Source organism: Actinomadura macrotermitis, assembly GCF_009604375.1.
GTDB lineage: Bacteria > Actinomycetota > Actinomycetes > Streptosporangiales > Streptosporangiaceae > Spirillospora > Spirillospora macrotermitis.
Genome location: NZ_WEGH01000005.1, coordinates 669,455 through 694,477 on the forward strand (window position 1 = coordinate 669,455; position 25,023 = coordinate 694,477).

Sequence of the window (25,023 nt, forward strand, 5' to 3'; positions counted from 1 at the left end):
GCCCCCCGGCCGACGTTCGTCCCCCACCGGCCTGCCCAGGCCGTGTGATCAGCCTACCGTTGCGCTCCGTGGTGGGATCGTCACCGGATCGGGCGCGGGGCGCGGCGGCCGCAGCACCAGCAGGACGGCCGTCAGCAGCGCGGCGACGACGATGCCGTCCAGCCAGTAGTGGTTGGCGGTGCCCACCACGACCGCGATGGTCAGCAGCGGATGGGCGAGCCAGAGCCAGCGCCAGCGGGTCCGGGTCGCGGCGATGAGGCCGACGGCCACGATCAGCGCCCAGCCGATGTGCAGGGACGGCATCGCGGCGTACTGGTTGGCGACGGTGTCGGTCTGCGGCGCCCCGTACACCGCGGGCCCGTACCGGGCGCCGGTGTCGATCAGGCCGGTGACGGCGAGCATCCGCGGCGGGGCGAGCGGGACCAGCAGGTGCAGGGCGAGCCCGGCGCTGGTGAGCGCGACGACCGTCCAGCGCACCCAGCGGTAGTACCCGGGCCGCCGCAGGTACATCCACAGCAGGAACGCGGCGGTGGCCGGGAAGTGCACGTAGGCGTAGTAGGCGTTGGCCGCGTGCACCAGCGTCCCGCTGTGCAGCAGCGCGTGCTGCACGCCGGTCTCGGCGGGCAGCCCGGCGGCCCGCTCCAGGTGCCAGACGCGGCGGGCGTTGGCGAACGCCTCGCCGACCCGGCCGGTGGCCGCCAGCCGGCCGAGCTTGTAGATCGAGAACAGCACGGTGATCAGCAGCAGCTCGCGCAGCGGCCGGGGCCGCGTGACGGCGGGCCGGAGCCGGCCGGCGCGCGGCGCCGGGCGCCGGACCGGCTGGAGGAGGTTCATGGGAGTTCCTCGGGGGCCGGGAGGGACGGGCCGCCCGCGTCGCGGCGGGCGGCCCGGGGCGGGTCAGGAGCGGGCGGCGGCCTGCGGTTCGGGAGCCGGGGCGGGAACCGGGACGTCGTCCAGCCGGTGCCGCAGCTTCTCACCTTCGACGTCCACGTCGGGCAGGATTTTGCCGAGCCAGGCCGGCAGCCACCACGCGGCGCGGCCGAACAGCGCCATCACCGCGGGCACGATCGTCATCCGCACCACGAACGCGTCGAAGGCGACGCCGGCGGCGAGCGCGAAGCCCATCATCTTGATCATCGACTCGCCGGAGGCGATGAAGCCGGCGAACACCGCGATCATGATGACGGCGGCGGCCGTGACCACCCGCGCGCCGTGCCGGAACCCGGTCACCACGGCCTCGCCGGGCGCGGCGCCGTGCACGAACTCCTCGCGCATCCGGGTGACCAGGAAGACCTGGTAGTCCATGGCCAGGCCGAACACCACGCCGATCATGAAGATCGGCATCATGGACATGATCGGGCCGGTGGTGTCCACGCCGAGCAGCCCGGCCAGCCAGCCCCACTGGAAGACCGCGACGACCGCGCCGAAGGTGGCCAGGACGGTGAGCAGGAAGCCCAGGGTCGCCTTCAGCGGCACCAGGACCGACCGGAACACCAGCATGAGCAGGATGAACGCCAGCCCGATGACGACCGCCAGGTAGGGCACCAGGGCGTCGGCGAGCTTGGCCGACACGTCGATGTTCATCGCGGTCTGGCCGGTGACCATCGCGCTCGCGCCGGTCGCGGCGTGCAGGCCGCCGCTCTGGCCGCGGATGGCCGCGACCAGGTCCTCGGTGGCCTTGCTGCCGGGCGCGCTCTTCGGCACGACGGTGAGGATCGCGGTGTCGCCCGCGGCGTTCGGCGCCGGCGGGGTGACCGCGGCCACGTCGGGCAGCGTCTTGATCTGCCCGGCGAAGCGCTGCGCGGCGCCCTCGGCGCCGCCGCGGCCGGCGTCCACCACGACCAGCAGGGGGCCGTTGAAGCCGGGGCCGAAGCCCTGCGCGAGCAGGTCGTAGGCCTTGCGCTGGGTGGTGGCGGGCGAGGCGGACTCGTCGCCGGGCAGGCCGAGCCGCAGGTCCAGCGCCGGGGTGGCGATCACGCCGAGGGCGGCGACGGCGGCCAGCAGCACCGGCAGCGGGCGCCGCACGACGGCGCGGGCCCAGCGCTCGCCGAGGCCGCGGCCGTGGCCGCCGCGCCCGCCGCGCAGGCCCGGGATGCGGCCGCCGACCACCCGGCGGCCGGCGAAGCCGAGCAGCGCGGGCAGCAGGCTGAGCGCGATGAGCACGGCGACGACCACGGCGAACGCGGCGGCCAGGCCCATCTCGGTGAGCAGCGGGATGTCCACCACCGCCAGGCCCGCCAGGGCGATGACGACGGTGAGGCCGGCGAAGACCACGGCCGACCCGGCGGTGCCGGCGGCGCGGCCCGCGGCCTCGGCGCCGTCGCGGCCCTCGGCCAGCTCGTGCCGGTAGCGCGAGACGATGAACAGGGCGTAGTCGATGGCGACGGCGAGGCCGAGCATCAGCGCGAGCGTGGAGGTCATCGAGCTCATCTCGAAGAACCCGGTGGCGGCGGTGATGCCCGACATGGCGATGGCCACGCCGAGGATCGCGTTCAGCAGCGGCAGCCCGGCCGCGACCAGCGAGCCGAAGGTGATGACCAGCACGACCGCGGCGACGGCGACGCCGATGACCTCGGTGGCGCTCTGCTCGGGCATGGCCTGGGTGGCGCTGCCGCCCATCTCGACCGTCAGCCCGGCGGCCCGCCCGGGGGCGGCCGCCTCCTTCAGCGCGTCGCGCGAGGCCTCGGTGACGTCGATCGGCGCGACCTTGTAGGTGGCCTGCGCGTAGGCGATCCGGCCGTCCGGCGACACCGCGTTCACCTGGTAGGGGTCGGCGACGCCCGCGACCTGCGGGACCGCCTTCAGCTTTCCGACGGCCTGCTCCACGGCGGCCTTGGCTGCCGGGTCGGTGACCTTGGTGCCCGGCGGCGCCGAGAACACCACGCGGGCGACGGCGCCGTCGGCGTTGGCCTGCGGCATCCGGTCCCGCATCAGGTCGATGGCCCGCTGCGCCTCGGTGCCGGGGATGGAGAAGTCGTTGGCGGTAGGGCCCTTCAGCGTGGCCGCGCCGACGCCGAACAGCACGAGCAGTCCCACCCAGAGCAGCGCGACGAGCCTGCGCCTGCGGTAGGAGAACCGGCCGAGCCGGTACAGGAAGGTGGCCATGGACAGGTCCCCTCGGGTGTCTAGGCATGGGTCGCCGCCTCACGGCGGGGCCGTCAGGTGGCGCAGGTCGGGTGGGGGGGCTCGCGGCCGGCGGCCGGGGCCGGCCGGGCGGGTCAGGGGCCGGGGAGCCCGGCGCGCAGCCGCTCGAACGCCTCGTCGATGAGCGCGGGCAGGTCGGCGGTGCCGCCGCTGTCGGCCCACAGGTCGACGGTGGTGCGCAGGGCGAGGCCGGCGGCGCCGGCGAGCAGGTGCGGGTGCAGGTCCCGGGAGGGGTCGGTGCCGGTGCGGCCGGCGATGACCTCGGTGATGCGCCGCTGCATCTCACCGAGCCCGCACAGCTGGCGGGCGACCAGGGACGGGTCGGCCTTGACCGTGCGCAGCAGCGCCAGGGTCTCGGTGTCCACGCCGCCGCCGGCGCCGGACGGCAGCAGCACGTCCCGCACCACCCGGCGCAGCGACTCCCAGATCGGTTCGCCCGCGGGCCGCGCGCGCAGCCCCGCGATCACCGCCTCGGCCCCGTCGGTGAGGGGGGCGACGATCGCCTCCTCCTTGCCCGGGAAGTAGTTGTGGAAGGTGCGCGGGGACACGCCCGCGGCGGCCGCGATCTCCTCGACGGTCACCGCCGCGACGCCGCGCCGGACCGCCAGCCGGGCGGCGGCCCGGCTGAGCGCCGCCCGGGTCGCGGCCTTCTTGCGTTCGCGCAGGCCCAGCTCCACCACGGTCATGACACCACCGTAGAACAAATTGCGCAATCCGCAAAATTTCAGGCACTGTCATGTTGCGTGACGTGCATCTCAGCCCCGGCCCGCCCCCGGGGCGCGGTCAGGCCCGCGCGGGCAGCCCGAACAGCGGGAACAGCGACGTGTCGAAGAACGCCGAGACCTGCGCGATGCCCTCGGCGCCGAGGTCGAAGACCTGGAGCTGGTAGGGGCGGTGCACCCCGTCCTCGTCCCGCTTGTACATGCCGAACGCGGGCTGGCCGTTGGCGCGGGCGGGCAGCATCCGCATCTCGCCCGGCACCGGGCCGCACTGGGCCTCGATGAGGCGGCCGATCGTCTCGGCGCCGACGAACCACTGCGGAAAGGGCGGCATCTCCCAGACCGCGTCCTTCTTGAACAGCTCGACCAGCCCGGCGATGTCGGCGTTCTCGAACGCCTCGGCGTAGCGCTCCAGCAGCTCGCGCTGGGCCGGGTCGGTCGGCTCGGCCAGCGCGTCGCGGTCGGGCGCGACCTCCGCCAGCTGCGCCCGCGCGCGCTGCAGGGCGCTGTTGACCGACGCGGTGGTGGTGTCGAACAGCTCGGCGACCTCGGCGGCCTTCCACTTCAGCACGTCGCGCAGGATCAGCACGACCCGCTGCCGGGCGGGCAGGTGCTGCAGGGCGGCCACGAACGCCAGCCGGGTGCTCTCGCGGCCGGCCACGATCGCGGCGGGGTCGGCCGGGTCGGCACTGATCATGCCGTCGGGCACCGGCTCCAGCCAGGGCACCTCCGGCGAGGCGACGACGGGCCGCTCGGGGTCCTCGGTGGGCCCGCCGAGCCCCGAGGGCATGGGCCGCCGGCCGCGCTGCTCGATCGCGGTGAGGCAGGCGTTGGTCGCGATGCGGTAGAGCCAGGTGCGCAGCGAGGAGCGGCCCTCGAAGTCGCCGTAGTGGCGCCAGGCGCGCAGGCAGGTCTCCTGGAGCTGGTCCTCGGCGTCGTGGATGGAGCCGAGCATCCGGTAGCAGTGCGCCAGCAGCTCCCGCCGGTAGGGGTCGATGAGCTGCTGGAACTCCCGGTCGTCGGTCCGGGTAGCGGAATCGGTCATGGTCGTCGCCTTCCGAGCGGGCGCGGGTGGTCCGGAACCATCCCCTCGACCGTAGGCCAGGCCTCTGACAGAACGTGGCCGGCCTCACACATCGCCCAGTTAATCTCAACTTGAGAAAATCTAGGGTTCCCGTTACCGTCCGAGGGGACGACGAACGGGAGGCACCCATGGCCGACATCCAGCAGCGCCCCTTCCTGCGGCACCTGCGCGGCACGCCCACCACCTACGTCCGGCACCTGCGCGGCGGCCGGACCGCGCACGAGGGCGTCGGCGTCTCGTTCTGGTTCCGGCCGCTGTCGGCCGTGCTCAGCGAGGTCCCGGTGGACGACCGCGAGCTGCCGATGCTGTTCCACGCCCGCACCGCCGACTTCCAGGACGTCGGCGTCCAGGCGACCGTCACCTACCGGATCGGCGACCCGGCCCTCGCCGCCGGCCGGATCGACTTCGCCATCGACCCGGGCACCGGCGCCTGGCGCGGCGCGCCGCTGGACCAGGTCGCCTCGATGCTCACCGAGACCGCCCAGCAGCACGCCCTCACCCGGCTCGCCCGGATGGCGCTGCGCGAGGCGATCACCGACGGGCCCGCGGCGGTGCGCGCCGACGTGACCGAGGGCCTGCGCGGCGACCCCCGGCTCACCGACACCGGGCTCGTCGTCGTCGGCGTGCGGGTGGTGGCGATCCGGCCCGAGACCGAGGTGGAGCGGGCGCTGCAGACGCCCGCCCGCGAGGAGATCCAGCAGGAGGCCGACCGCGCCACCTACGAGCGCCGCGCGCTCGCGGTCGAGCGCGAGCGCGCGATCGCCGAGAACGAGATGCAGAACCAGATCGAGCTGGCCGGCCGCGAGCAGGCCCTGGTCGCCCAGCGCGGCCAGAACGAGCGGCGGCGGGCCGAGGAGGCCGCGGCCGCCGCCTGGATCGAGGCCGAGGCCCGCGCCGAGCGCGAGCGGCTCACCACCACCACCCAGGCCGAGGCGCGCCGCGCCCTCGGCGCCGCCGAGGCCGACGCGCAGGCCGCGCACCTGGCCGTCTACCGCGACGCCGACCCGGCGGTGCTGCTCGCGCTCGCCGCGCGGGCGCTGGCCGAGCACCTGCCCGAGATCGGCCAGCTCAACCTGTCCCCCGACGTGATCACCACCGCCCTGGCCCGGCTCGGCGGGGAGCGGCGGTGACGCTCGCGCCGCGCGTGGTGGTGGTGCACCGCCGCACCGAGTACGAGGAGCTGCTGGCCCGGCACGGCACCCGCAGCCAGGCCGAGTTCTACCTGGGCACCCGGGGCCGCGACATCGCCGAGGTGCTGAGCGCGCACACCCTGGCGGTCCGCGCCCGCACCGAGATCGCCGCCGCGATCCCGGTGCGCTGGCGGCGCGGCACGGTGGAGCGCGCCGACCTGGACCGCTTCCTGTTCGCGCCGGACGACCTGGTCGTGGTGGCCGGGCAGGACGGCCTGGTCGCCAACGTCGCCAAGTACCTGGACGGCCAGCCGGTGATCGGCCTGAACCCCGACCCGGCCCGCAACCCCGGCGTGCTCGTCCCGCACCCGGTGGCGGCGTGCGCGGAGCTGCTGCGCCTGGCCGCCAGCGACCGCGTGGACTGCGAGGAGCGCGCGATGGTCGCCGCGTCCACCGACGACCGGCGCGAGCTGCTCGCGCTCAACGAGGTGTACGTCGGCCACCCCGGGCACCAGTCGGCCCGCTACGTGCTCGGCGGCGAGCGCCAGTCGTCCTCGGGCGTGCTGGTCGCCACCGGCACCGGCGCCACCGGCTGGGCGGCCTCGATCCGGGCCGGGCGCGGCGGCGGGGGCGTGGCGCTGCCCGGCCCGGCCGAGCGGGGGCTGGCCTGGTTCGTCCGGGAGGCGTGGCCCTCCCCCGCCACCGGCACGTCGCTGACCGAGGGGCGCCTCGGCCCCGGCGAGACGCTGACGCTGACCTGCGAGACCGACGGCCTCGTCGTCTTCGGCGACGGCGTCGAGAGCGACCGCCTCACCCTGTCGTGGGGGCAGGACGTGCGGGTCGGGCTGGCCGGCCGCGTGCTGCGCCTGGTCCGCTAGCCCCGAAGCGTTTCCGTCGCCGTCGTACCGCTGTGGCAGGGTTCTGCCGGAACGACAGGAGAGGGAGGGGTCCGTGACCGAGGCTCATGAGGGCGTGGCCGACCCGCGGCTGGAGGCCGAGGGCGAGCTGGCCATGGCGCGGCTCGCGCTGGACGACGGCGAGCTGCGGCACGCCGCCGACCACGTCGTGCAGGCGCTGTTCTGCGCGCCGGAACTGCCCGAGGCGCACGAGCTGCTGGCGGCGCTCGCCGCGCACCCGGCCGGCGGGCCGGACCTCTTACCGCTGGACCAGCCGCTCTACGTCGGCACCGTGGTCGCCCGCGCGCACGCGCTCGCCGCCCGCGGCGAGCACACCGAGGCGCTCGGGCTGCTGGTGGCCGCGCAGTGCAACGCGCCCGACCGGCCCTGGGCGGACGTGCCGTGGACGCAGGACCCGGCGGTCGCCGCCCGCCTGGAGCCGGACGCGGTGTGCGACGCGCTCCTGCGGCTCGCCGGTTCGCTCGGCGACCCGGTCCCCGAGCCCGAGCGGCCGCCGCTGCTGCCCTACCGCGCCCTCGCCCTCGCCATGACCCACGAGCACCCCGGCCACGCCGGGCTGCTGTGGTGCTCCTCGCTGCTGCTGCGCAGGCTCGGCGACCCCGGCGCCGCGGTCGAGCTGGCCGCCCGCTCGGAGCGGGTCGAGCCGTCCTTCCACGCCGCCATGGCGCTCGGCTACGCGCACCGCGCCGCGGGCCACTGGGAGGAGGCCTTCCAGGCGTGGTCGCGCGCCCTGCGCCTCGACCCCGGCAACACCGCGCTGCACACCGACATCGGTGAGCTGCTCGCCGCCAACGGCCGCCCGGAGGAGGGCCTGGCCTGGGTGGAGCGCGCGCTGGAGTTGGACCCGGCCGACGAGAGCGCCTACCCGACCGCGTGCGGCATGCGCTTCGAGCGCGACGGCGACCTGGCGCACCTGACCGCCATCGCCGGCCACCTGCGCGAGCACCCCGGCAACGGCCACGCCGACCAGGTGCTCGCCCACCACTCCCAGCGCCGCTACTGGCTCGGGCACCTGCCGCGCCCGACCGAGTCGGTCATGAACGTGCTGCGGCAGATCGTCGGCGACGGCGGCGGCGCCGGCGGCGTCACGCTGACGGTGTCGGCGCCCGAGCCGCCGAGCGCGCTGCTGGCGTTCGACCTGGTCATGCCGGGTTCGGAGGTGTCCATCGCCGCCCCGGCCGAGCCCGACCCGCGCCGCACCGTCCCCGAGGTGTTCCAGAACGGCCCCGTCCGCTCGGTCCGGCACCGGGTCTGGGCCGAGGACGGCTCCCCGGCCGTGCCGCCGCCGTCCGGCGAGGCCGCGCGGGCCGTCGGCGAGCTGGCCGGGTACCGGTGGCGGCACGTGCCCGGCGCCTACGACGACGCGGTCCGGCTGTCGGGCGTCCCGCTCGGCGACCTGCTCGGCGTCCTGGTGCACCCACCCGCCTTCCCCGGCGCCGACCGGGCGCAGATCCCCGACCTGGTCCGGTCCGCGCAGGTGTGGGCGTGCCTCGGCATCGCCCACCACCGGCCCGAACAGCCATGGGAGGGGTCCGAGCGGCGCGCCGTCCTGGTCGACCTGGCGTTCGGTCCCGAGGACTGGGTCACCGAGGCCGCGCTGTTCGCGCTGGTCGCGGCCGCCTGGACCGATCCGCAGGCGCGCGCGGACGTCGCCGAGCTCGTCGGCTGGCGGTTCCTGGCCGCGGTGCGGGCCGCGCAGAGCCGCGCGGTCACCGTCCTGGAGTCGCTGGCGCTGCTGGTCCGCGCCACGCCGGGCATGAACGCCGACCTGCTCGGCCTCGCGGCGGAGGTCCTGGAGGACTGATCGCGGACATCTTCGCGAAACCCGCCGTCCAATGCGTGTAAACACTTCCGCCTGAGCGGGTAAGCCTGCACCCTGGAAGCCACATCGACGGTGGCGGGTTCCCGGGAGGGATCGTGATCGCAAGACCGGAGGGCGGCCCGCGGGTGGTCGTCGGGGTCGACGACTCGGCGGGAGCGCGCTGCGCGCTGTCGTGGGCGATCGGCGAGGCCCGGCTCCGGCGGCTGCCGCTGCTGGTGGTGCACGCGGCCCCGCTGCCCCCGCACGTGTCGGCGGCGGGCCAGCTCGGCTGCGGCATCACCGAGGCGCTGCGGCAGGCCGGCGTCGAGCTGATCGGGCGGCTGCTGGCCGAGGTCGGCGACGGCGGCGACCCGCCGGCCACGCTGGCGCTCGTCGGCGAGCCCGGCTCGACCCTGGTGCGGCTCACCCGCGAGGACGACATCCTGGTCGTCGGGCACGGCGACCGGTCGTGGACGTCGCGGCTGGTGCGGCCCTCGGTGCGGCTGCACTGCGCCCGCCGGGCCCGGGCCACGCTGGTGTGCGTGCGCCCTCCTAGGATCGACTCCCTGCTGGAGTCGCTGAGCGCGCAGGACCATCCGCCCGACCGGTTCCGCATCCGCCGGTTCGGCCGCCGGCTCCGGCTGACCGGCGAACCGTGAGCGGGTCGCGCTAGGGCTTGCGGGCCAGGCCGGCGAACGCGTCGACCTCGGCGGGCTCGGGGGCGGCGGGGTCGGGGCGCCAGCGCGAGCACGACACCACGCCCGGCTCGGCCAGTTCCCAGCCGTCGAAGTAGCGGGTGATCTCCGCCGGGCTGCGCAGGATGACCGGCGGGCGGCCGCCCGACTCGTTCCACTGGCGCGCGCTGCGCTCGGCGGTCTCGCCGTAGACGGCGCTGGTCGGATGGTTGATGGCGAGCCGGCTGCCGGGCGCGACGGCGTCCTTCAGCCGCTGCACGATGGCGTGCGAGTCGCCCTCGATGTGGTGCAGGATCCCCACGAGCATCACCGCGACCGGCCGGGACAGGTCCAGCAGGCCGGCCGCCCGCTCCAGGATCGTGTCCGGGTCGTGCAGGTCGGCGTCGAGGTAGTCGCACGCGCCCTCGGGGCTGCTGGTCAGCAGGGCGCGGGCGTGCACCAGCACGAGCGGGTCGTGGTCGACGTAGACGATGTGGCTGTCGGGGGCGATCCGCTGCGCGACCTCGTGGGTGTTGTCGGCGCTCGGCAGGCCGGTGCCGATGTCCAGGAACTGGCGGATCCCCTGCTCGCCGGCCAGGTGGGTGACGACGCGGCCGAGGAAGGCCCGGTCGGCGCGGGCCTGGTCGAGCATCCGCGGGTTGGCCTGCAGCACCTTCTCCGCGGCGGCCCGGTCCGCGGGGTAGTTGTCCTTGCCGCCGAGCAGGTAGTTCCAGACCCGGGCCGAGTGGGGCAGGTGGGTACGCAGCGGATCGTCCCCGGTCGCCTGGTCGGTCACGTGCGGTCCTCTCGCTCGGCGGCAGGAGCGATCTTACGGCGCGAACCGGGCGCCACCTCCCGAGGGGGGACGACCCCCCGCACCCCCCGGCGGCCTTCGGCCGGATCAGGCGGGCGGGAGTCCGGCGAGCCGGGCGAGGGCTGCCCGGTGCCGGTCCGGCGTGCCGAGCGCGAGGGCGCCGGCCTTGGCCCGCTTGAGGTACAGGTGCGCCGGATGCTCCCAGGTGAAGCCGATGCCGCCGTGCATCTGCACGCACTCCTCGGCGGCCCGCACCGCGACGGCCGAGCAGTGCGCCTGCGCGACGGCGATCGCGACGGGGGTGTCGGGGTCGCTGTCGGCCAGGCAGGCCGCGGCGTAGCGGGCCACCGCGCGGGCCTGGGTCACCGCCGCCCACAGGTCGGCGAGCCGGTGCTTGAGCGCCTGGTAGGAGCCGACGGGCCGGCCGAACTGGTAGCGCGTCTTCAGGTAGGCGATGGTCGTCTCCAGGCAGCGCTCGGCGAGCCCGAGCTGCTCGGAGGCGAGCATCGCGGCGCCCGCGGCCAGCGCCGCCTCCACCGCGGAGGCGTCGCCGATCCGGCGGGCGGGGGCGGCGGTGAACGCCACGTCGGCGAGGCGGCGGGTCATGTCGAGCGAGGTGACGGGGGTGCGGACGGCGTCCGCGGCGTCCACCGCGTACAGGCCGTCACCTGCGGGCACCAGCAGCACCTGCGCCGCGAGCCCGCCTTCGACACTGGTCACCTCGCCGGTGAGCGCGCCGTCCTCGGCGCGGACCGACGGGGCGAAGGCGCCCGGCGCGGTGCTCAGCGGGACGGCGAGGACGGCGAGCCCGTCCACCCGCGCCCCGCAGGCGAGCAGCGCGGCGGTCGCCAGCACGGCGGAGCCGAGGAACGGCACCGGCGCGACGGCCCGGCCGAGCTCCTCCATGACGACGGCGGTCTCCCGCCAGGACGCGCCCGCGCCGCCGTCCTCCTCGGGGACCGGCAGCGCGGTGACGCCCATGCCGGTCAGGGCGCCCCACAGGGCGGCGTCGAAGGGTTGGTCCTTCTCGGTGCCGGCGAGCACACCGGTCCAGGGGCACTTGTCGTCCAGCAGGGCGCGGACGCCGGCGCGCAGGTCGTCCTCGATCTCGCTGTAGAGCAGGTCCTTCACTTGGGCAGGTCCTTCCACGGCACGTCCTTGTCGACCCGGATCTCGCCCGGCAGGCCGAGCACCCGTTCGGCGATGATGTTGCGCAGGATCTCCGAGGTGCCGCCCTCGATGGAGTTGCCCTTGGCGCGCAGGTAGCGGTACCCGGGCGAGCGGCGGGTGAAGTCGACCTCGCTCGGGCGGCGCATGGTCCAGTCGTCGTAGCGCAGGCCGTCCTCGCCGAGCAGCTCCAGCTCCAGGCCGGAGATCTCCTGGTTCAGGCGGGCGAAGGCGAGCTTGGCGGCCGACCCCTCGGGGCCGGGCTGCCCGGCGGTGAGCTGCTGGCGCAGCCGCGCGCCGGTGAGCCGCGCGGCCTCGGCCTCCACCCACAGGCGCAGCAGCGCGTCGTGCAGGCCCGGCGTGCGCAGTTCGGGGCGGTCCCGCCAGAGCCCGGCGACCACCCCGATCATGCCGCCCTCGCGCGGCGCGGCCTGCCCGCCGATGGCGACCCGCTCGTTCATCAGCGTGGTGGTGGCGACGCGCCAGCCGTCGCCGACCTCGCCGAGCCGGTGCTCGTCGGGGATCCGCACGTCGGTGAGGAAGACCTCGTTGAACTCGGCCTCGCCGGTGATCTGCCGGAGCGGCCGCACCTCCACGCCGGGCGCGGTCATGTCGCAGACGAAGTAGGTCATGCCGCGGTGCTTGGGGACGTCCGGATCGGTGCGGGCGACCAGGATGCCCCAGCGCGCCTCGTGCGCCATGGACGTCCAGACCTTCTGCCCGCTGACGGTCCAGCCGTCGCCGTCGCGGACCGCGCGGGTGCCGAGCGCGGCGAGGTCGGAGCCGGCGCCGGGCTCGCTGAACAGCTGGCACCAGATCTCCTCGCCGGTCCACAGCGGCCGCAGGAAGCGCTTCCGCTGCTCCTCGGTGCCGAACGCCAGGATCGTCGGGGCGGCCATGCCGAGCCCGATGCCGTTGCGCTCGGGCTGGTTGCCCGGCGCCCCGGCCTCGGCGAACAGGCGGTCGACGCCCGCCTGAAGGTGGCGCGGCGCGCCGAGCCCGCCGAGGCCCTCGGGGTAGTGCACCCAGGCCAGGCCGGCGTCGAAGCGGGCGCGCAGGAACTCCAGGGGCTCGCCCGTTCCGGGGTCGTGGCGGGCGAGGAAGTCCTCGGCCCGCCGGTGCAGCTCGTCGGCGTCGGGCGGTGCTGTGCTCACGGACGGACCTCCGCGCGGGTCGGGAACGCTACATACCAACCGGTCGGTATCCACCTTAGGAACGCCGCCCGGGCCGCGTCAACAGCCCGGGTCAGGCGGTGGCCCGCAGGTAGTGCGCCCAGTAGCCCTGCCAGGGCCCGTAGGCCGCGCCGAGCCGCTGGACCTGCTCGCCCGACAGGGGCCGCCCGTAGACGCGGGACGCCGCCTCCTTCAGCTGCTTCTCGTCCGGCGTCTCGTCGGTGCGGCCGAGCCCGCGCAGCATGATGAAGGCCGCCGACCAGGCGCCGATGCCGGGCAGGCCGAGCAGGACGTCCTTGGCCTCGGCGTAGGGGCCGGTGCGCAGGAACCCCTCGTCGATGTCGAGCCAGGCCCGGACGGTGCCGCTCACGTACTCGCCCTTGCGCCGGTTGCCGATGAGCTCGGCGATCCGGCCCGGCTGCAGGGAGGCGAGCTGCTCGACGTCGGGGAAGGCGGTGTAGTCCGCGCCGTCCAGGGTCAGGGTGTTGCCGAAGGGCGTGGCGAGGGCGTCCTTCTCCTTCGCCGCGACCTTCAACGCGGTCCGCTGGGCGAGGATCGCCCACACGGCGGTCTCCAGCGGGGAGGGGAACCGCACCTGGTGGTAGCCGCGCAGGCGCTCCGCGACGGGCGCGAAGTCGGGGTCGTCGCGAGCGAGGTCGTAGAAACCGGACAGGTCGTCGTCCAGGCCGAGGGAGGACGCGATCCGGCCGGTGGCCGCGCGCACGACGTCCGGGGTGAGCGGCCCGGCCGCGTGCAGGACGCAGCGCAGGCCGCCGCCTTCGGCGGTGAGGACGGCGGCCACGGTCCGCCCGGCGGCGCGCACGGCGGTGACGAGCCCGTCCCCCACCACCCGCTGTGAGTTCGCGGTCGCCCAGAACCCCGACATGAAGGCCAGGGTGTGCCCGAAGTCGAAGGGGGCGGTGGCCGGCATCAGGACGGACTCGGTGTTCACGCGGTCAGCTCCGGGGGCAGGTCGGCGTCGTGCAGGACGGTGAGGGTGGTGACCGCGCGGGTCAGCACCACGTAGAGGCGGGCGAGGCCGCGCTCCTCGGCGGCGGCGATCGCGGCGGGCTCGGCGACGATGACGTGGTCGTACTCCAGGCCCTTGGCGACGGTCGCGGGGACGACCAGCAGCCGGCCCGCGCCGTCGGATTCGGGGCCGAGCACGCCGTGCTCCAGCCCGGCCTCGGCGAGCGCGGCGGTGTAGACGGCGACGTCGGCGTCCGGCACGATCAGGCCGATCGAGCCCTCCCGGCCGAGCGCCTCGCGGGCGGCCGCGGCGACGGCGGCGGGCAGGTCACCGGCGGCCGCGCGCACGGTCAGCGAGCCCGCGCCCGCGCGCAGCGAGCGCGGCGCCTCCAGTTCCGGCGCGATGTGCGGGAGCAGCCGCGCGGCGTAGTCCAGGACGGGGCCGGGGACGCGGAAGCCGAGGGTCAGCTCGGTGACCTCGCCCTCCTGGCCGAGGTGGGCGAGCACCTCCTTCCACGACGTCGCCGACCAGGGCGTGGTGCCCTGGGCCAGGTCGCCGAGGACGGTCGCCGAGCCGCTCGCGCAGCGGCGGCCGAGGGCGCGCAGCTGCATCGCCGACAGGTCCTGCGCCTCGTCCACCACCAGGTGGCCGAGGGAGGGGGTGCGCGCGACGAGGTCGGCGAGCTCGTCCAGGAGCGCGCGGTCGGCGGCGGTCCACTTGGCCGAGCGGTGCGACCGGTACGGCTTGGCCCAGCGCAGCGCCTCCTGCTCGGCCTCCGACAGCACGCCCTTGGCCGCCGCCGCCAGGAAGGCCGCGTCCGACAGCAGCCGGAACAGCACCTGCTCGGGGGTGACCTTCGGCCAGACCTGGTCCAGGAGCTGCTTGACCGGCCGGGAGCGGGCGACCTGGTCCTGGTCGCGGTCGTCGGGCGCGTGGCCGCGCTGCTCCATCCGCACCAGGATCTGGTGCGCGAGCCGCTGGGCGAGCATGTCGCGGCCGTTGCCGTAGCGGGTGGTGCCGCGCAGCGCGGCGGTCATCTCACGGATCTCGTGGTCGGCGAGCCGGAACCGGGCCGCGCCCCGGGTGACGACCAGGCCCTCGGCGGGCTTGGCCACGTGCGCCCACAGCGCCCGGCGCAGCACGTCCGCCATGCGCGCCTCGCCCTTCAGCGCCGCGACCGGCGCCGGCTCGGCGGCGAGCGGCGCCCCGAGCAGGTCCTCGACCGTGGCCTGGTCGACGCGGACCTCGCCGAGCGCGGGCAGCACCGCCGAGATGTAGGCCAGGAACGCCCGGTTCGGCCCGACGATCAGCACGCCGCCGCGGGCCAGCCGCTCGCGGTGGGTGAACAGCAGGTAGGCGGCGCGGTGCAGGCCGACGGCGGTCTTGCCGGTGCCGGGCGCGCCCTGCACGCAGACCGAGACCGGCAGGTCCGCGCGGACGATCACGTCCTGCTCGGGCTGGATGGTGGCGACGATGTCGCGCATCGGCCCGGTGCGGGGGCGCTCGATCTCCTCGGTCAGGATCGCCGAGGGGCCGAGGGCGCGGCCGTCCAGCGGCTCGTCCTCGTAGGCGGTGAGCTCCCCGCCCCGGAACCCGAACCGGCGGCGCCGGCGCCACCCCATCGGGTCGGCCGGGCCCGCCTGGTAGAACGCCCGCGAGACCGGCGCGCGCCAGTCCAGCACCAGGGGCCGCCCCTCGTCCCCGTCGTGGACGTGCCGCCGCCCCACGTACATGGTGCGCGGCAGGTCGTTGGCGTCGTCGTCGTGGTCCAGCCGCCCGAAGAAGAGCGGGGTGTCGGGATGGTCCGCCAGGGCGGCCACCCGCTGGTCGAGCAGCGACTCCAGGAACTGGCGCGAGACCCAGTCGGCGGCGACGTCGGCCGACAGGCCGGCCGCGTGCTCGCGCATCCGCCGCAGGGCGGCACGCGATTCCGCGAGATGAGCGCGTTCGGCCGCGAGGGCCGGGTCCTCCTGCTCTTCGGTCTGTTCTCCGGGCATGCGAAAACCCCTCCGGGCGACTAGGCGAAACCGACCAGCCTACTCGCCCGCCGCCCGGGCCGCCTCGCTATCTTGACGCCGGGCCGGTCGTTCAGCGGCTCCACCTCACCGCGGGCGTGCTCGCGGTGTCCGAGAACGCGAGGGAGCACGGGATGAAGCTCAAGGTGCACGAACTGGGCGACGGCGACCGGACCGCCCTGCTGGTCCACGGCATCATGGCCTCGGCCGGGACCTGGTGCCGGGTCGCGCCGCTGCTGGCCGCGCGCGGCTACCGGGTGCTGATGCCCGACCTGCGCGGCCACGGCGACAGCCCGCACGCGCCGGAGTACGCGCCGGAGCTGTTCGCCGGGGACCTGCTGGAGTCGCTGCCCACGGGCGCCGACGTGGCCATCGGGCACTCGCTCGGCGCGCTGTCGCTGTCGCTGGTGGCCGCCGAGCTGCGGCCGGCGAGGGCCGTCTACAGCGACCCCGCCTGGAAGATCCGGAACGCGTGGGACCGGGACCAGCTCCGGGCCTTCGCGGCGGCGACCAAGCGGCTGACCGCCGAGCAGGTCCGGCGGATGGCGCCGAAATGGGCCGACGAGGACGTCGCCGCCGAGCTGGCGGGTTATGCGCGGTGGGACGTCCGCGCCGCGGACTGGCTCGCCGAGGCGGCCGACGCCGTCCCGGACGCCCCGGTGGTGCCGTCCCTGGTGCAGGCGGCCGGGGACCCGCGGCTGGTGCCCGAGGCCCTCGCCGCCGACCTGCGCGGCAAGGGCTTCGAGGTGGTGCGCGTGCCGGGCACCGGCCACTGCGTGCACCGCGACGATCTGGACGGGTTCCTGCGCTCCCTGGAGGGCTGGATCTGAGCGGGGGCGTTGCCCGCACCGGCCGGCCTCAGTATCGTGAACCCCGCTAGTGATCCACGTCACAGTGGCACCGGGAGGCGGTATGCCCGCTCGTGTCCGGACCGGGTTCGGCCCGTACGGGCGGCTGCTGCTCGCGCTGCGCGGCAGCCGCACCGCCTGCGCGACGCTCGGCCTCGGTGTGCGCCCGCCGTCCGGCGGCCGGTCCGCGCCCACCGGAGAGGGGCTGCGGGCCGAGGACGTGGCGGCGCGCTCGGGCGGCGCGGCGGCCGTGCGCGTCGCGGTGCTGGACGTCCCGCCGGGCACGGTGACCGGCCTGGTCGGGCCGCCGGGCGCGGGCAAGAGCACGCTGCTGGACGTCTTGACGGGGCTGCGCCGGGCCGACGGCGGCACCGTCCGGCTCGGCGGGGCCGAGCTGACCGGCCGGTCCCCGCACCTGCGGGCCCGGCACGGGCTGGCCCGCACCTTCGAGCGGCCGGCCGCGTTCGGCGCGCTCACCGTCCGGGAGAACGTGCAGGTCGCCGCGGAGATCCACGCGATGACGCGGGCGACGCCCGGCCGCGGCGCGCGGGACCGGCGGCGCCGCCGGCGCGCCGCCCGCCGGGACGCCGGCCGCGTCGCCGACGCCCTGCTGGCCCGCCTCGGCATCGCCGGGTACGCCGCGCAGCGGGCGGGCGCGGTCCCGCCCGCCGCGGCCCGGCTGCTGGAGCTCGCGCGGGCCCTGGCGACCGGGCCGCGGGTGCTGCTGCTGGACGAGCCGTTCGCCGACCTGCCCGACGCCGCGTCGCGGTCGCTGGAGGTGCTGCTGCGCGACCTGGCCGCCGAGGGCCTGGCGGTGCTGATCACCGCGCCCGCGCTGGAGCCGGTCCTCGGCGTGTGCGACGTGTTCTACCTGCTGGACGAGGGCCGGGTGACGGCGTCGGGCCCGCCGCTGGAGGTCACCAGGTGTCGATCCACCGGTGCGCCCGCCCGTCCCGTGGCAGCGGCCCGGCCGGCATGACCGAGGTGATCCAGCGCCGCGTCCCGGCGGGGTCGATGACGTCGTCGAGCTCGAAGGCGGTCGCGGCGTTCAGCGCCTTGCCGTGGTCGTAGGCGGCGGCGACCATCTGCTCGAACATCGCCTCGGGGTCCTCGGCGGCCGCCAGCTCCTTGCGGAACCCCAGCCGCACCGCGCCCTCCAGCCCCATCCCGCCGATCTCCCCGGTCGGCCAGGCGACGGTCGCCAGCGGCGCCTTGAAGCTGCCGCCGGCCATCGCCTGCGCGCCGAGCCCGTAGCCCTTGCGCAGCACGACGGTGACGAGCGGGACGCGCAGGTTCGCGCCGATGACGAACAGCCGGCTGAAGTGCCGGACCGTCGCGGTGGCCTCGGCGTCCGGCCCGACCATGAACCCGGGGGTGTCGCACAGCGAGACGACCGGCAGGCCGTGCGCGTCGCACAGCTGCAGGAACCGGGCGGCCTTGTCGGCGGCGTCGCGGTCGATCGCGCCGCCCAGGTGCGCGGGGTTGCTGGCCATCAGCCCGTAGGGGCGGCCCTCGATCCGCGCCAGCGCCGTGATGATCCCGGCGCCGAATCCGCCGCGCAGCTCCAGCACCGAGCCGGTGTCGGCGAGCAGGCCGATGACGGCGCGCACGTCGTAGGGGCGGCGCCGGTTCTCCGGGACGGCGTGCCGCAGGAGCCGCTGGTCGGCGTGCTCCCACCCGGCCGGGGACGGGCCGAAGTAGGACAGGTAGCGCCGGGCGGCGGCGACCGCGGCGGCCTCGTCGTCCACCACGACGTCGACGACGCCGTTGGCGCCCTGCACCTCGATCGGGCCGATCTGCTCGGGCGCGAAGACGCCGAGCCCGCCGCCCTCGATCATGGCGGGGCCGCCCATGCCGATGTTGGCGTCGCGGGTGGCGATGACGACGTCGCAGCAGCCGAGCAGCGCGGCGTTGCCGGCGAAGCAGCGCCCGGCCGCGATGCCCGCCGTCGGGACGCGGCCGGACAGCCGCCCCATCGCGTGGAAGGTCGTGACGTCCAGGCCGGACACGGTGGTGGTGTCGGTGTCGCCGGGGCGCCCGCCGCCGCCCTCGGCGAACAGCACGACCGGCAGGCGCTCGCGGTGGGCCAGGTCCAGCATCCGGTCGGTCTTGCGGTGGTTCTGGTAGCCCTGGGTGCCGGCGAGGACGGTGTAGTCGTAGGACATGACGACGCAGCGGGCGCCGTCGACCTCGCCGATCCCGCAGACCATGCCGTCGGCGGGGGTGCGCTCCATCAGCTCCTCCAGGCTGCGGCGCTGCCGCTGCGCGGCGATGGCGAGCGCGCCGTACTCGCTGAAGGTGCCGGGGTCGCACAGGTCGGCGATGTTCTCGCGGGCGGTGCGCAGGCCGCGCGCGTGCCGCTTGGCGACCGCCTCGGGGCGGGCGGCGTCCAAGCCGGTCTCGTGGCGGCGGCGGACCTCGGCGAGGTCGGCGCGGATCGCGCCGGGGTCGGCCGCGGCCTCCTCGTCCGCGCGCGTTTCCGCGTCCTCGGCCGGGTCGAGCGTCACCAGCGGGTCGCCGGGCGCGACGGCGTCCTCGGGGGCGACCGCGACGGCCCGCACGATCCCGGCCGCCTCGGCCTGGACGACGTGCTCCATCTTCATCGCCTCCAGGACCACGAGCGGGTCGCCCGCCCCGACCCGGTCCCCGGCGGCGACCTCGACGCTGACGACGGTGCCGTGCATGGGGGCGGCGACCGGCGGTGTCTCTCGGCTCACGCGTCAGACCCTAGGGCGGGTGGCCTTCAGCGAGTACATCAGGGGCACCCGGGGCCGCCCGGCGGGCTGGCGGTAGACCGTGCCGTCCTGCTCCAGGGTTGTGAAGCGGGCCCAGAGGGTGTGGTCGTGCTCGTGCAGGAAGTCGACGCGCAGGCCGGCCGCCGCCAGGGCGCTCACCACGTCCCCGAGGCCGTGCTGGAACTCCACCGACCGGGTGTGGGTCAGCGCGGCGCCGCCGTCGGTGTAGGTGCCGGGTTCGTCCCAGTACTGCGGGGAGCGGTCGAAGTAGTCGTAGGCGACGGTGGTCCCGGTCTCGTCGTCCAGCATGTGGCTCACCGGATGGAACTCGCTGAGGTAGAGGAACCCGCCCGGCTCCAGCAGGGCGGCGACGACGCCGGCCCAGCGGCCCAGGTCGGGCAGCCAGACCAGGGAGCCGAGGCCGGTGTAGACGATGTCGTAGGTCTCCCCGAGCGCGGCGGGCGCGTCGTAGACGTCGGCGGTGACGAACCGGGCGTCGATCCCGCAGTCGGCGGCCAGGCCCTGGGCGGCCTCCATCGCGGCGCCGGAGAAGTCCAGCCCCGTCACCCGCGCGCCGCGCCGGGCCCACGACAGGGTGTCCAGGCCGAAGTGGCACTGCAGGTGGGCGAGCCGGCGGCCGGCCACGTCGCCCACCTCGGCGATCTCGAAGTCGCGCAGGGTCTGTGCGCCGGCCCGGAAGCCGGGTACGTCGTAGAAGTCGCTGCCGAAGTGGACCGCAACCCTTTCGTCCCACAGTGGCCGGTTCAGTGCGCGGTAATCCTCTTCGGTCATCCCGCGATGATAAATAAAGGGCTCGGCCGCGCCCACTCGTTCACCCGGAGGACCGACCCATGAGCACGCCGGACCGTTCCGTGCGCGAGGCCCTGCTCGACGCCGCCGCCGAGCAGCTGGTCCGGTGCGGGTACCGGCACATGCGGATGCGCGACGTCGCCGACGCCGCCGGGGTGAGCCGGCAGACCGTCTACAACGAGTTCGGCGGCAAGTGGGGGCTCGCGCAGGCCGTGGTGATGCGCGACAACGAGCGCTATCTGGACGGCATCGACCACATCCTGTCCGAGCACACCGACCTGCCCTCGGCGGTGGTCGCGGCGGTGCTGTTCACCCTGGAGCTGTCCGCCGACGACCCGATCAAGAAGGCGGTGCTCACCGGCGCGGGCGGCGACGAGCTGCTGCCGCTGCTGACCACCCAGGCCGAGCCGGTGCTGTTCACCGCGAGCGAGCGCATCGTCCAGCACGCCCTCGCGCAGTGGCCGGAGCTGGACCCGGCGGCGTTCGCCGAGGTCGCCGACGCCGCGGTGCGGCTCACCATGAGCCACATGGTGCTGCCGGACGGGCCGCCCGAGCGGGTGGCGCATTTCATCGCGCGGATGGTCGGCCGCTACCTGCGCGTCCCGGGCACGGATTAATCCGTGGCGCCGCGGCGCACGGCGCGCTAGATTCCCCTTCACCTCGCGGCTGCTGATCCGCAGGCGTCACGGCGGGCCCCGGGCCCGGCCGTCCCTCGCCCTTTCCTTTTCCAGCAGCCCCGAAGGACCTTCCCTCATGCGCATCCGCCAAGATCACCGTCTTGAGCGTCTCGACGGCCACCGGCTCCGCCTGCCGAACCCCTGGGACATCCCGGCCGAGATCTGCGCCGGCCCGGACGTCCCCCTCGAACCGGCCGCCGTGGACGAGGCGCTCAGCCTCCTGGAGACCGCGGGCACCCTCGCCGCGCTCAGCGAGGCGACCGGCGGGCCGCCCGCCCGCATCACCCGGCTCGCCCTCACCCCCGACTTCCACAAGGGCGCCGGCATCCCCATCGGCACCGTCATCGAGACCGAGCACGCGCTGCTGCCGCAGGCCGTCGGCAACGACGTCAACTGCGGCATGCGCCTGGAGGTCACCTCGCTGCGCGCCGAGCGGGTGCGGCCCCGCCTGCGCGCGCTGGAGCGGCGGCTGCGGCACCTGTTCTTCGAGGGCGGCCGCCGCATCGCGCTCACCCCGCTCCAGCGCGAGGCGCTGCTGCGCGACGGCCTGCCCGGCCTGCTGCTCACCGGCGGCGCGCCCTGGGCCGGGCTCGGCCCGCACGACGCCGACGACAGCGTCGACCGCGTGCACGCCCCGGCGCATCCGGCGGGCACCGCCGACGCGTTCGCCGACTGGATCGGCAGCGCGGGCGGCGCCAGCCACGACAGCGTCATCGGCGGGATCGGGGGCGGCAACCACTTCGCCGAGCTGCAGTACGTCTCGGCCGTGCACGACGCGGCCGCCGCGCACGCCTGGGGGCTCGTCCCGGGCACGGTCGTGGTGATGGCGCACAGCGGCTCGCTGTCGCTCGGCCACCAGGCCAACGGCACCGCGCTGGACCTGCTGCGGGCCGGCTGGCCGGCCGGGCTCCCCCGGCCGCGCAACGGCATCCTGCCGTTCCTGCTGGACGAGCGCACCGAGCCGGCGCGGCGCCGGTACCTGGACGCGTTCGGCAACGCCGCCAACTTCGCCGCCGGGAACCGCTTCTTCCTGTCCCTCACCATGCGCGCCGGGCTCGCCGCCGAGTACGGGGAGCTGGAGTCGCGGCTGCTGTACGACGCGCCGCACAACCTGTTCTGGCAGGACGGCGACCGCGTCGTGCACCGCAAGGGCGCCACCCCGGCGGGCGGGCACGCCGCGATGGCGGGCGGCCCGTACGCGATGTGGGGCGAACCGGTGATCGTGCCGGGGTCGATGGGCGCGGCGAGCTTCGTGCTGCGCGGGCACGGCGACCCGCGGTCGCTGGCCAGCGCCTGCCACGGCGCCGGGCGGCGCGTCCCGCGCGGGGCCGCCGCGCGCGGGAGCGACGCGGAGCTGGACGCGTTCCTGCGCGGGTTCCACGTGGTGACGCCGCTGGACCACCGCGACCCGATGGTGGCGCGCCGCTCCGACGTGATGGCCGCCTGGCGCCGCGACCTGAAGCAGGAGGCGCCGTGGGCCTACAAGGACATCGGCCCGGTCGTGGCGAGCCTGGCCGCGGGCGGGGTGGCCGCCCCCGTCGCCGAGCTGCGCCCCCTGCTCACCGTCAAGGGCTGAGCGCGGCGGCCCGCACCTGCGTCAGTGTTCACTTACTGGATGGGCTAGCGTGGGCCCGCAACGTCGTTCGGAGGAGGCGCGGATGGACTTCGATCTGCCCGAGAGCGCGCTCGCGGTGCGCGAGGGCGTGCAGGCGATCGCCCGTAAGTACGACCAGGACTACTGGAGCCGGTGCGACGCCGACAAGCGCTGGCCCGAGGAGGTGTGGCGGGAGCTGGTCGAGGGCGGCTGGCACAGCCTGGCGGTGCCCGAGGAGCACGGCGGCGCGGGCCAGGGCCTGCTGGAGCTGGCGGTGGCGCTGGAGACGCTCGCCGCCGGCGGCGCGGGCGGCGCCGCGTCCTTCATGTACCTGCTGACGCCCGCGTTCGGCGGCCTCACCATCGCCCGGCACGGCACCGGGGAGCAGAAGCGCGAGTTCCTGCCGCGGATCGTCGCCGGCGAGATCGAGACGTGCTTCGCCATCACCGAGCCCGACGCCGGCAGCAACGCCATGAACATCTCCACCCTGGCGCGCCGCGACGGGGACCACTTCGTGGTGAGCGGCCAGAAGATCTGGATCTCCGGGGTCGAGCGCGCCGACTTCCTGGTGCTGGTCGCCAGGACGACCCCGGCCGCCGAGGCCCGCCCGCGCACCAGCGGCTTCACCGTGCTGCTGGTGGACGTCAAGGACGCCGTCGCGCAGGGCACCCTCACCTACCGGCCGATCCCCAAGCTCGGCACCAACACCGTCGCCTCCAGCATGGTGTTCCTGGACGAGGTCCGGGTGCCCGCCGGCCGCGTCCTCGGCGAGGTCGGCCAGGGCTTCGCGGTGCTGTGGGACATCCTGAACCCCGAGCGGATCCTGGCGGCGGCGAGCGGCGTCGGGTTCGGCGAGCTGGTCCTGCGGGTCGCCTGCGACTACGCCCGCGAGCGGGCGCCGTTCGGGCGGCCGATCGGCGCCAACCAGGCCGTCGCGTTCCCGCTCGCCAAGGTCAAGGCGCAGGTGGAGCTGGCCCGGCTGATGACCTACAAGGCGGCCTGGCTGTGGGACCGGGGCCGGCCGTGCGGGTCGGAGGCCAACATCGCCAAGCTCACCGCCGCCGACGCCGCCTGGCAGGCGGCCGACCGGGCGTTCCAGGCGCACGGCGGCATGGCGTACTCGCTGGAGTACCCGGTGGCGCGGATGTTCCGCGACGCGCGGATCGCCAAGAACATCCCGGTGGCCGAGGAGCTGGTGCTCGCGCACATCGCCCAGCACGAGCTCGGGCTGCCGAAGTCGTACTGATTCCATGATCGGCGGCTGTTGCCCGGGCGCGTCCGGCGGCGCAGCATGGAGGCGCCGTCCCACCCCTCGACGCCGAGGAGCGCCGCCATGCCGAGGTCCTACGCCAGCACCGTGCTGAACGCCACCGCCGGGGAGGTCTGGTCCTATCTCCGCGACTTCGGCAACCTGGCCGAATGGATGCCGGGCGTGCAGACCGGCATGATCGAGGACGGCGGGCCGGCCGACCGGGTCGGCTGCGTGCGGCGGCTGATCGGCCCCGGCGACTCGGTGTTCCGCGAGCGGCTGACCGACCTGGACGACGACGCGCTCAGCTACTCCTACGTGATCCTGGAGTGCCCGCTGCCGGTCCGCGGCGGGTACGGGCGGCTGCGGGTCTCCCCCGTCACCGACACCGGCCAGGCGTTCGTGGAGTGGTCCGGCGGCTTCTCGGCCGACGCCGGCGACGAGGAGGCGATGCGCGCGACCTTCGCGCGCGGGATCTACGGGGCGGGCCTGGAGTCGCTGCGCAAGCGGTTCGGGTGAGGGGTCAGGCCGCGGTGCCCTCCTCGGCGGCCGCGCCGTGCAGGGCCGCGCGCAGCCGCCGCACCGCGTAGCGCCGCGCCTCGGCGCCGGTGTCGAAGATCTCCGGGAGCAGGAAGAAGGAGTGCACCACCCCGGGGTAGCGGCGCTGCTCGACCGGGACGCCGGCGTCGTGCAGCCGCCGGGCGTAGGCCTCGCCCTCGTCGCGCAGGATGTCGTACTCGGCGGTGATCACCGTGGCGGGCGCGAGCCCGGACAGGTCGGCCGCGCGCAGCGGCGCGATCAGCGGGTCGGCCGGGTCGGCGTCGCCGACGTACATGCCGGTGAAGCGGGCCATCGCGTCGGCGTCCAGGCCGTACCCGTCGCCGTAGCGGGCCCAGCTCTCGGTGTCGCGGGCGGTGTCGGTGATCGGGTAGACCAGCAGCTGGTGCGCCAGCGCGACGCCCGCGTCGCGGGCCAGCAGGGCGACGACGGCGGCCAGGTTGCCGCCCGCGCTGTCGCCCGCCACCGCCAGCGCGCCGGGCCGGGCGCCGTAGCGGCCGGGGTCGCGCGCGACGTCCGCGGTGACCGCCCAGGCGTCCTCGACGGCCGCGGGGAAGGGGTGCTCGGGCGCCAGCCGGTAGTCCACGCTCAGCACCGTGCAGCCCGCGGCGGCGGCCAGGTCGCGGCAGGCCACGTCGACGCTCTCGACCCCGCCGAGCACCCAGCCGCCGCCGTGCAGGTAGACCAGCAGCGGAAGCGGGCCCGCCGCCGGCGGCTCGGGCCGGTAGAGCCGCACCGGGACGGGCCCGCCGGGGCCGTCCACGGTCAGGTCCGCCACCCGCGGCAGCTCGCGGCGCGGCACCGGGTACTCCAGGGAGAGCTGCGCGCGCATCTCGGCGACGGACGGGCGCGGGCCCTCCACCGCCGTCAGGAAGCGCAGCTGGTCCAGGAAGCGCTCGGTCTGCGGGTGCAGGGTCATGCGGCGGCCTCCTGCGGATCGACTGG

The 25,023-nt window shown here is 75.7% G+C and carries 22 protein-coding genes; 10 read left to right on the top strand and 12 right to left on the bottom strand.

What is annotated here, in order from left to right; translation table 11 throughout:
* Positions 1-48: 48 nt before the first annotated feature.
* The 4 genes from ACRB68_RS35885 to ACRB68_RS35900 form a co-directional block, all read right to left on the bottom strand.
* Complete coding sequence (locus ACRB68_RS35885) at positions 49-834, bottom strand: phosphatase PAP2 family protein (protein WP_153540481.1); 786 nt, start codon at positions 832-834, stop codon at positions 49-51.
* A gap of 63 nt (positions 835-897) precedes the next feature.
* A complete protein-coding gene (locus ACRB68_RS35890) occupies positions 898-3,105 on the bottom strand; it encodes an MMPL family transporter (protein ID WP_153540483.1) in 2,208 nt (735 codons plus the stop codon).
* A 113-nt stretch (positions 3,106-3,218) separates the two neighbouring features.
* A complete protein-coding gene (locus ACRB68_RS35895; RefSeq protein ID WP_153540485.1) occupies positions 3,219-3,830 on the bottom strand; it encodes a TetR family transcriptional regulator in 612 nt (203 codons plus the stop codon).
* Between the two features lie 97 nt (positions 3,831-3,927).
* The gene (locus ACRB68_RS35900) at positions 3,928-4,968 is read right to left on the bottom strand and encodes a sigma-70 family RNA polymerase sigma factor (RefSeq protein ID WP_268890541.1); all 1,041 of its coding nucleotides are present in this window, start codon (positions 4,966-4,968) and stop codon (positions 3,928-3,930) included.
* A 107-nt stretch (positions 4,969-5,075) separates the two neighbouring features.
* On the opposite strand from ACRB68_RS35900, the gene ACRB68_RS35905 reads away from it, so the two are divergent.
* The 4 genes from ACRB68_RS35905 to ACRB68_RS35920 all read left to right on the top strand — a co-directional run bounded on the left by ACRB68_RS35905 (position 5,076) and on the right by ACRB68_RS35920 (position 9,454).
* A complete protein-coding gene (locus ACRB68_RS35905; RefSeq protein WP_153540489.1) occupies positions 5,076-6,077 on the top strand; it encodes an SPFH domain-containing protein in 1,002 nt (333 codons plus the stop codon).
* Entirely contained in the window at positions 6,074-6,955 is an 882-nt protein-coding gene (locus ACRB68_RS35910; protein ID WP_328595207.1) for a diacylglycerol kinase catalytic domain-containing protein, read from the top strand. The genes ACRB68_RS35905 and ACRB68_RS35910 overlap by 4 nt, the downstream gene beginning before the upstream one ends.
* A 73-nt stretch (positions 6,956-7,028) precedes the next feature.
* Entirely contained in the window at positions 7,029-8,798 is a 1,770-nt protein-coding gene (locus ACRB68_RS35915) for a tetratricopeptide repeat protein (protein ID WP_328595208.1), read from the top strand.
* A 113-nt stretch (positions 8,799-8,911) separates the two neighbouring features.
* The gene (locus ACRB68_RS35920; RefSeq protein ID WP_194293572.1) at positions 8,912-9,454 is read left to right on the top strand and encodes a universal stress protein; all 543 of its coding nucleotides are present in this window, start codon (positions 8,912-8,914) and stop codon (positions 9,452-9,454) included.
* A 10-nt stretch (positions 9,455-9,464) separates the two neighbouring features.
* Here the strand turns inward: ACRB68_RS35920 and ACRB68_RS35925 are convergent, their stop codons facing one another.
* The 5 genes from ACRB68_RS35925 to ACRB68_RS35945 form a co-directional block, all read right to left on the bottom strand.
* The gene (locus ACRB68_RS35925) at positions 9,465-10,265 is read right to left on the bottom strand and encodes an SAM-dependent methyltransferase (protein WP_328595209.1); all 801 of its coding nucleotides are present in this window, start codon (positions 10,263-10,265) and stop codon (positions 9,465-9,467) included.
* Positions 10,266-10,370: 105 nt separating this feature from the next.
* A complete protein-coding gene (locus tag ACRB68_RS35930) occupies positions 10,371-11,414 on the bottom strand; it encodes an acyl-CoA dehydrogenase family protein (protein WP_328595210.1) in 1,044 nt (347 codons plus the stop codon).
* Positions 11,411-12,604 carry an acyl-CoA dehydrogenase family protein gene (locus ACRB68_RS35935; protein WP_328595211.1) on the bottom strand — a complete coding sequence of 398 codons (1,194 nt, stop codon included), beginning with the start codon at positions 12,602-12,604 and terminating at the stop codon, positions 11,411-11,413. Before ACRB68_RS35935 ends, ACRB68_RS35930 begins: the two co-directional genes overlap by 4 nt.
* A gap of 91 nt (positions 12,605-12,695) precedes the next feature.
* Positions 12,696-13,574 carry a DNA-3-methyladenine glycosylase family protein gene (locus ACRB68_RS35940; RefSeq protein WP_207709941.1) on the bottom strand — a complete coding sequence of 293 codons (879 nt, stop codon included), beginning with the start codon at positions 13,572-13,574 and terminating at the stop codon, positions 12,696-12,698.
* Positions 13,571-15,589: a HelD family protein gene (locus ACRB68_RS35945; RefSeq protein ID WP_153540495.1), complete on the bottom strand. Its 2,019-nt coding sequence runs from the start codon at positions 15,587-15,589 to the stop codon at positions 13,571-13,573. Before ACRB68_RS35945 ends, ACRB68_RS35940 begins: the two co-directional genes overlap by 4 nt.
* Positions 15,590-15,741: 152 nt before the next feature.
* Between ACRB68_RS35945 and ACRB68_RS35950 the strand changes: the two genes are divergently transcribed.
* Positions 15,742-16,437 (top strand): alpha/beta fold hydrolase, encoded by a 696-nt coding sequence (locus ACRB68_RS35950; RefSeq protein WP_153540497.1) that lies wholly within the window; start codon positions 15,742-15,744, stop codon positions 16,435-16,437.
* An 82-nt stretch (positions 16,438-16,519) separates the two neighbouring features.
* A complete protein-coding gene (locus tag ACRB68_RS35955; RefSeq protein WP_153540499.1) occupies positions 16,520-17,434 on the top strand; it encodes an ATP-binding cassette domain-containing protein in 915 nt (304 codons plus the stop codon).
* On the opposite strand, the gene ACRB68_RS35960 is transcribed toward ACRB68_RS35955, so the two are convergent.
* Together ACRB68_RS35960 and ACRB68_RS35965 are read right to left on the bottom strand one after the other, a co-directional pair.
* Positions 17,373-19,172, bottom strand: coding sequence for a carboxyl transferase domain-containing protein (locus ACRB68_RS35960; protein WP_328595212.1), 1,800 nt, complete (start codon positions 19,170-19,172; stop codon positions 17,373-17,375). The two genes, ACRB68_RS35955 and ACRB68_RS35960, sit on opposite strands and share 62 nt — an antisense overlap.
* Before the next feature lie 3 nt (positions 19,173-19,175).
* A complete protein-coding gene (locus ACRB68_RS35965; protein ID WP_153540500.1) occupies positions 19,176-19,982 on the bottom strand; it encodes a class I SAM-dependent methyltransferase in 807 nt (268 codons plus the stop codon).
* A gap of 59 nt (positions 19,983-20,041) precedes the next feature.
* Between ACRB68_RS35965 and ACRB68_RS35970 the strand changes: the two genes are divergently transcribed.
* From ACRB68_RS35970 to ACRB68_RS35985, 4 genes are all read left to right on the top strand, one after another.
* Positions 20,042-20,617 carry a TetR/AcrR family transcriptional regulator gene (locus tag ACRB68_RS35970; RefSeq protein WP_153540502.1) on the top strand — a complete coding sequence of 192 codons (576 nt, stop codon included), beginning with the start codon at positions 20,042-20,044 and terminating at the stop codon, positions 20,615-20,617.
* 136 nt (positions 20,618-20,753) lie between these two features.
* Entirely contained in the window at positions 20,754-22,253 is a 1,500-nt protein-coding gene (locus tag ACRB68_RS35975; protein WP_153540504.1) for an RtcB family protein, read from the top strand.
* 82 nt (positions 22,254-22,335) lie between these two features.
* Positions 22,336-23,517 carry an acyl-CoA dehydrogenase family protein gene (locus ACRB68_RS35980; RefSeq protein WP_153540506.1) on the top strand — a complete coding sequence of 394 codons (1,182 nt, stop codon included), beginning with the start codon at positions 22,336-22,338 and terminating at the stop codon, positions 23,515-23,517.
* 87 nt (positions 23,518-23,604) lie between these two features.
* Entirely contained in the window at positions 23,605-24,039 is a 435-nt protein-coding gene (locus ACRB68_RS35985) for an SRPBCC family protein (protein ID WP_153540508.1), read from the top strand.
* Positions 24,040-24,043: 4 nt separating this feature from the next.
* On the opposite strand, the gene ACRB68_RS35990 is transcribed toward ACRB68_RS35985, so the two are convergent.
* Complete coding sequence (locus tag ACRB68_RS35990) at positions 24,044-24,997, bottom strand: alpha/beta hydrolase (RefSeq protein ID WP_153540510.1); 954 nt, start codon at positions 24,995-24,997, stop codon at positions 24,044-24,046.
* Between the last annotated feature and the right edge of the window lie 26 nt (positions 24,998-25,023).

Excerpts from the sequence above, each read along its gene's own strand:
- ACRB68_RS35885 (WP_153540481.1), bottom strand. The coding sequence starts at position 834 with ATGAACCTCCTCCAGCCGGTCCGGCGCCCGGCGCCGCGCGCCGGCCGG.
- ACRB68_RS35890 (WP_153540483.1), bottom strand. The coding sequence starts at position 3,105 with ATGGCCACCTTCCTGTACCGGCTCGGCCGGTTCTCCTACCGCAGGCGC.
- ACRB68_RS35895 (WP_153540485.1), bottom strand. The coding sequence starts at position 3,830 with ATGACCGTGGTGGAGCTGGGCCTGCGCGAACGCAAGAAGGCCGCGACC.
- ACRB68_RS35905 (WP_153540489.1), top strand. The coding sequence starts at position 5,076 with ATGGCCGACATCCAGCAGCGCCCCTTCCTGCGGCACCTGCGCGGCACG.
- ACRB68_RS35945 (WP_153540495.1), bottom strand. The coding sequence starts at position 15,589 with ATGCCCGGAGAACAGACCGAAGAGCAGGAGGACCCGGCCCTCGCGGCC.
- ACRB68_RS35950 (WP_153540497.1), top strand. The coding sequence starts at position 15,742 with ATGAAGCTCAAGGTGCACGAACTGGGCGACGGCGACCGGACCGCCCTG.
- ACRB68_RS35955 (WP_153540499.1), top strand. The coding sequence starts at position 16,520 with ATGCCCGCTCGTGTCCGGACCGGGTTCGGCCCGTACGGGCGGCTGCTG.
- ACRB68_RS35965 (WP_153540500.1), bottom strand. The coding sequence starts at position 19,982 with ATGACCGAAGAGGATTACCGCGCACTGAACCGGCCACTGTGGGACGAA.
- ACRB68_RS35970 (WP_153540502.1), top strand. The coding sequence starts at position 20,042 with ATGAGCACGCCGGACCGTTCCGTGCGCGAGGCCCTGCTCGACGCCGCC.
- ACRB68_RS35975 (WP_153540504.1), top strand. The coding sequence starts at position 20,754 with ATGCGCATCCGCCAAGATCACCGTCTTGAGCGTCTCGACGGCCACCGG.
- ACRB68_RS35980 (WP_153540506.1), top strand. The coding sequence starts at position 22,336 with ATGGACTTCGATCTGCCCGAGAGCGCGCTCGCGGTGCGCGAGGGCGTG.
- ACRB68_RS35985 (WP_153540508.1), top strand. The coding sequence starts at position 23,605 with ATGCCGAGGTCCTACGCCAGCACCGTGCTGAACGCCACCGCCGGGGAG.
- ACRB68_RS35990 (WP_153540510.1), bottom strand. The coding sequence starts at position 24,997 with ATGACCCTGCACCCGCAGACCGAGCGCTTCCTGGACCAGCTGCGCTTC.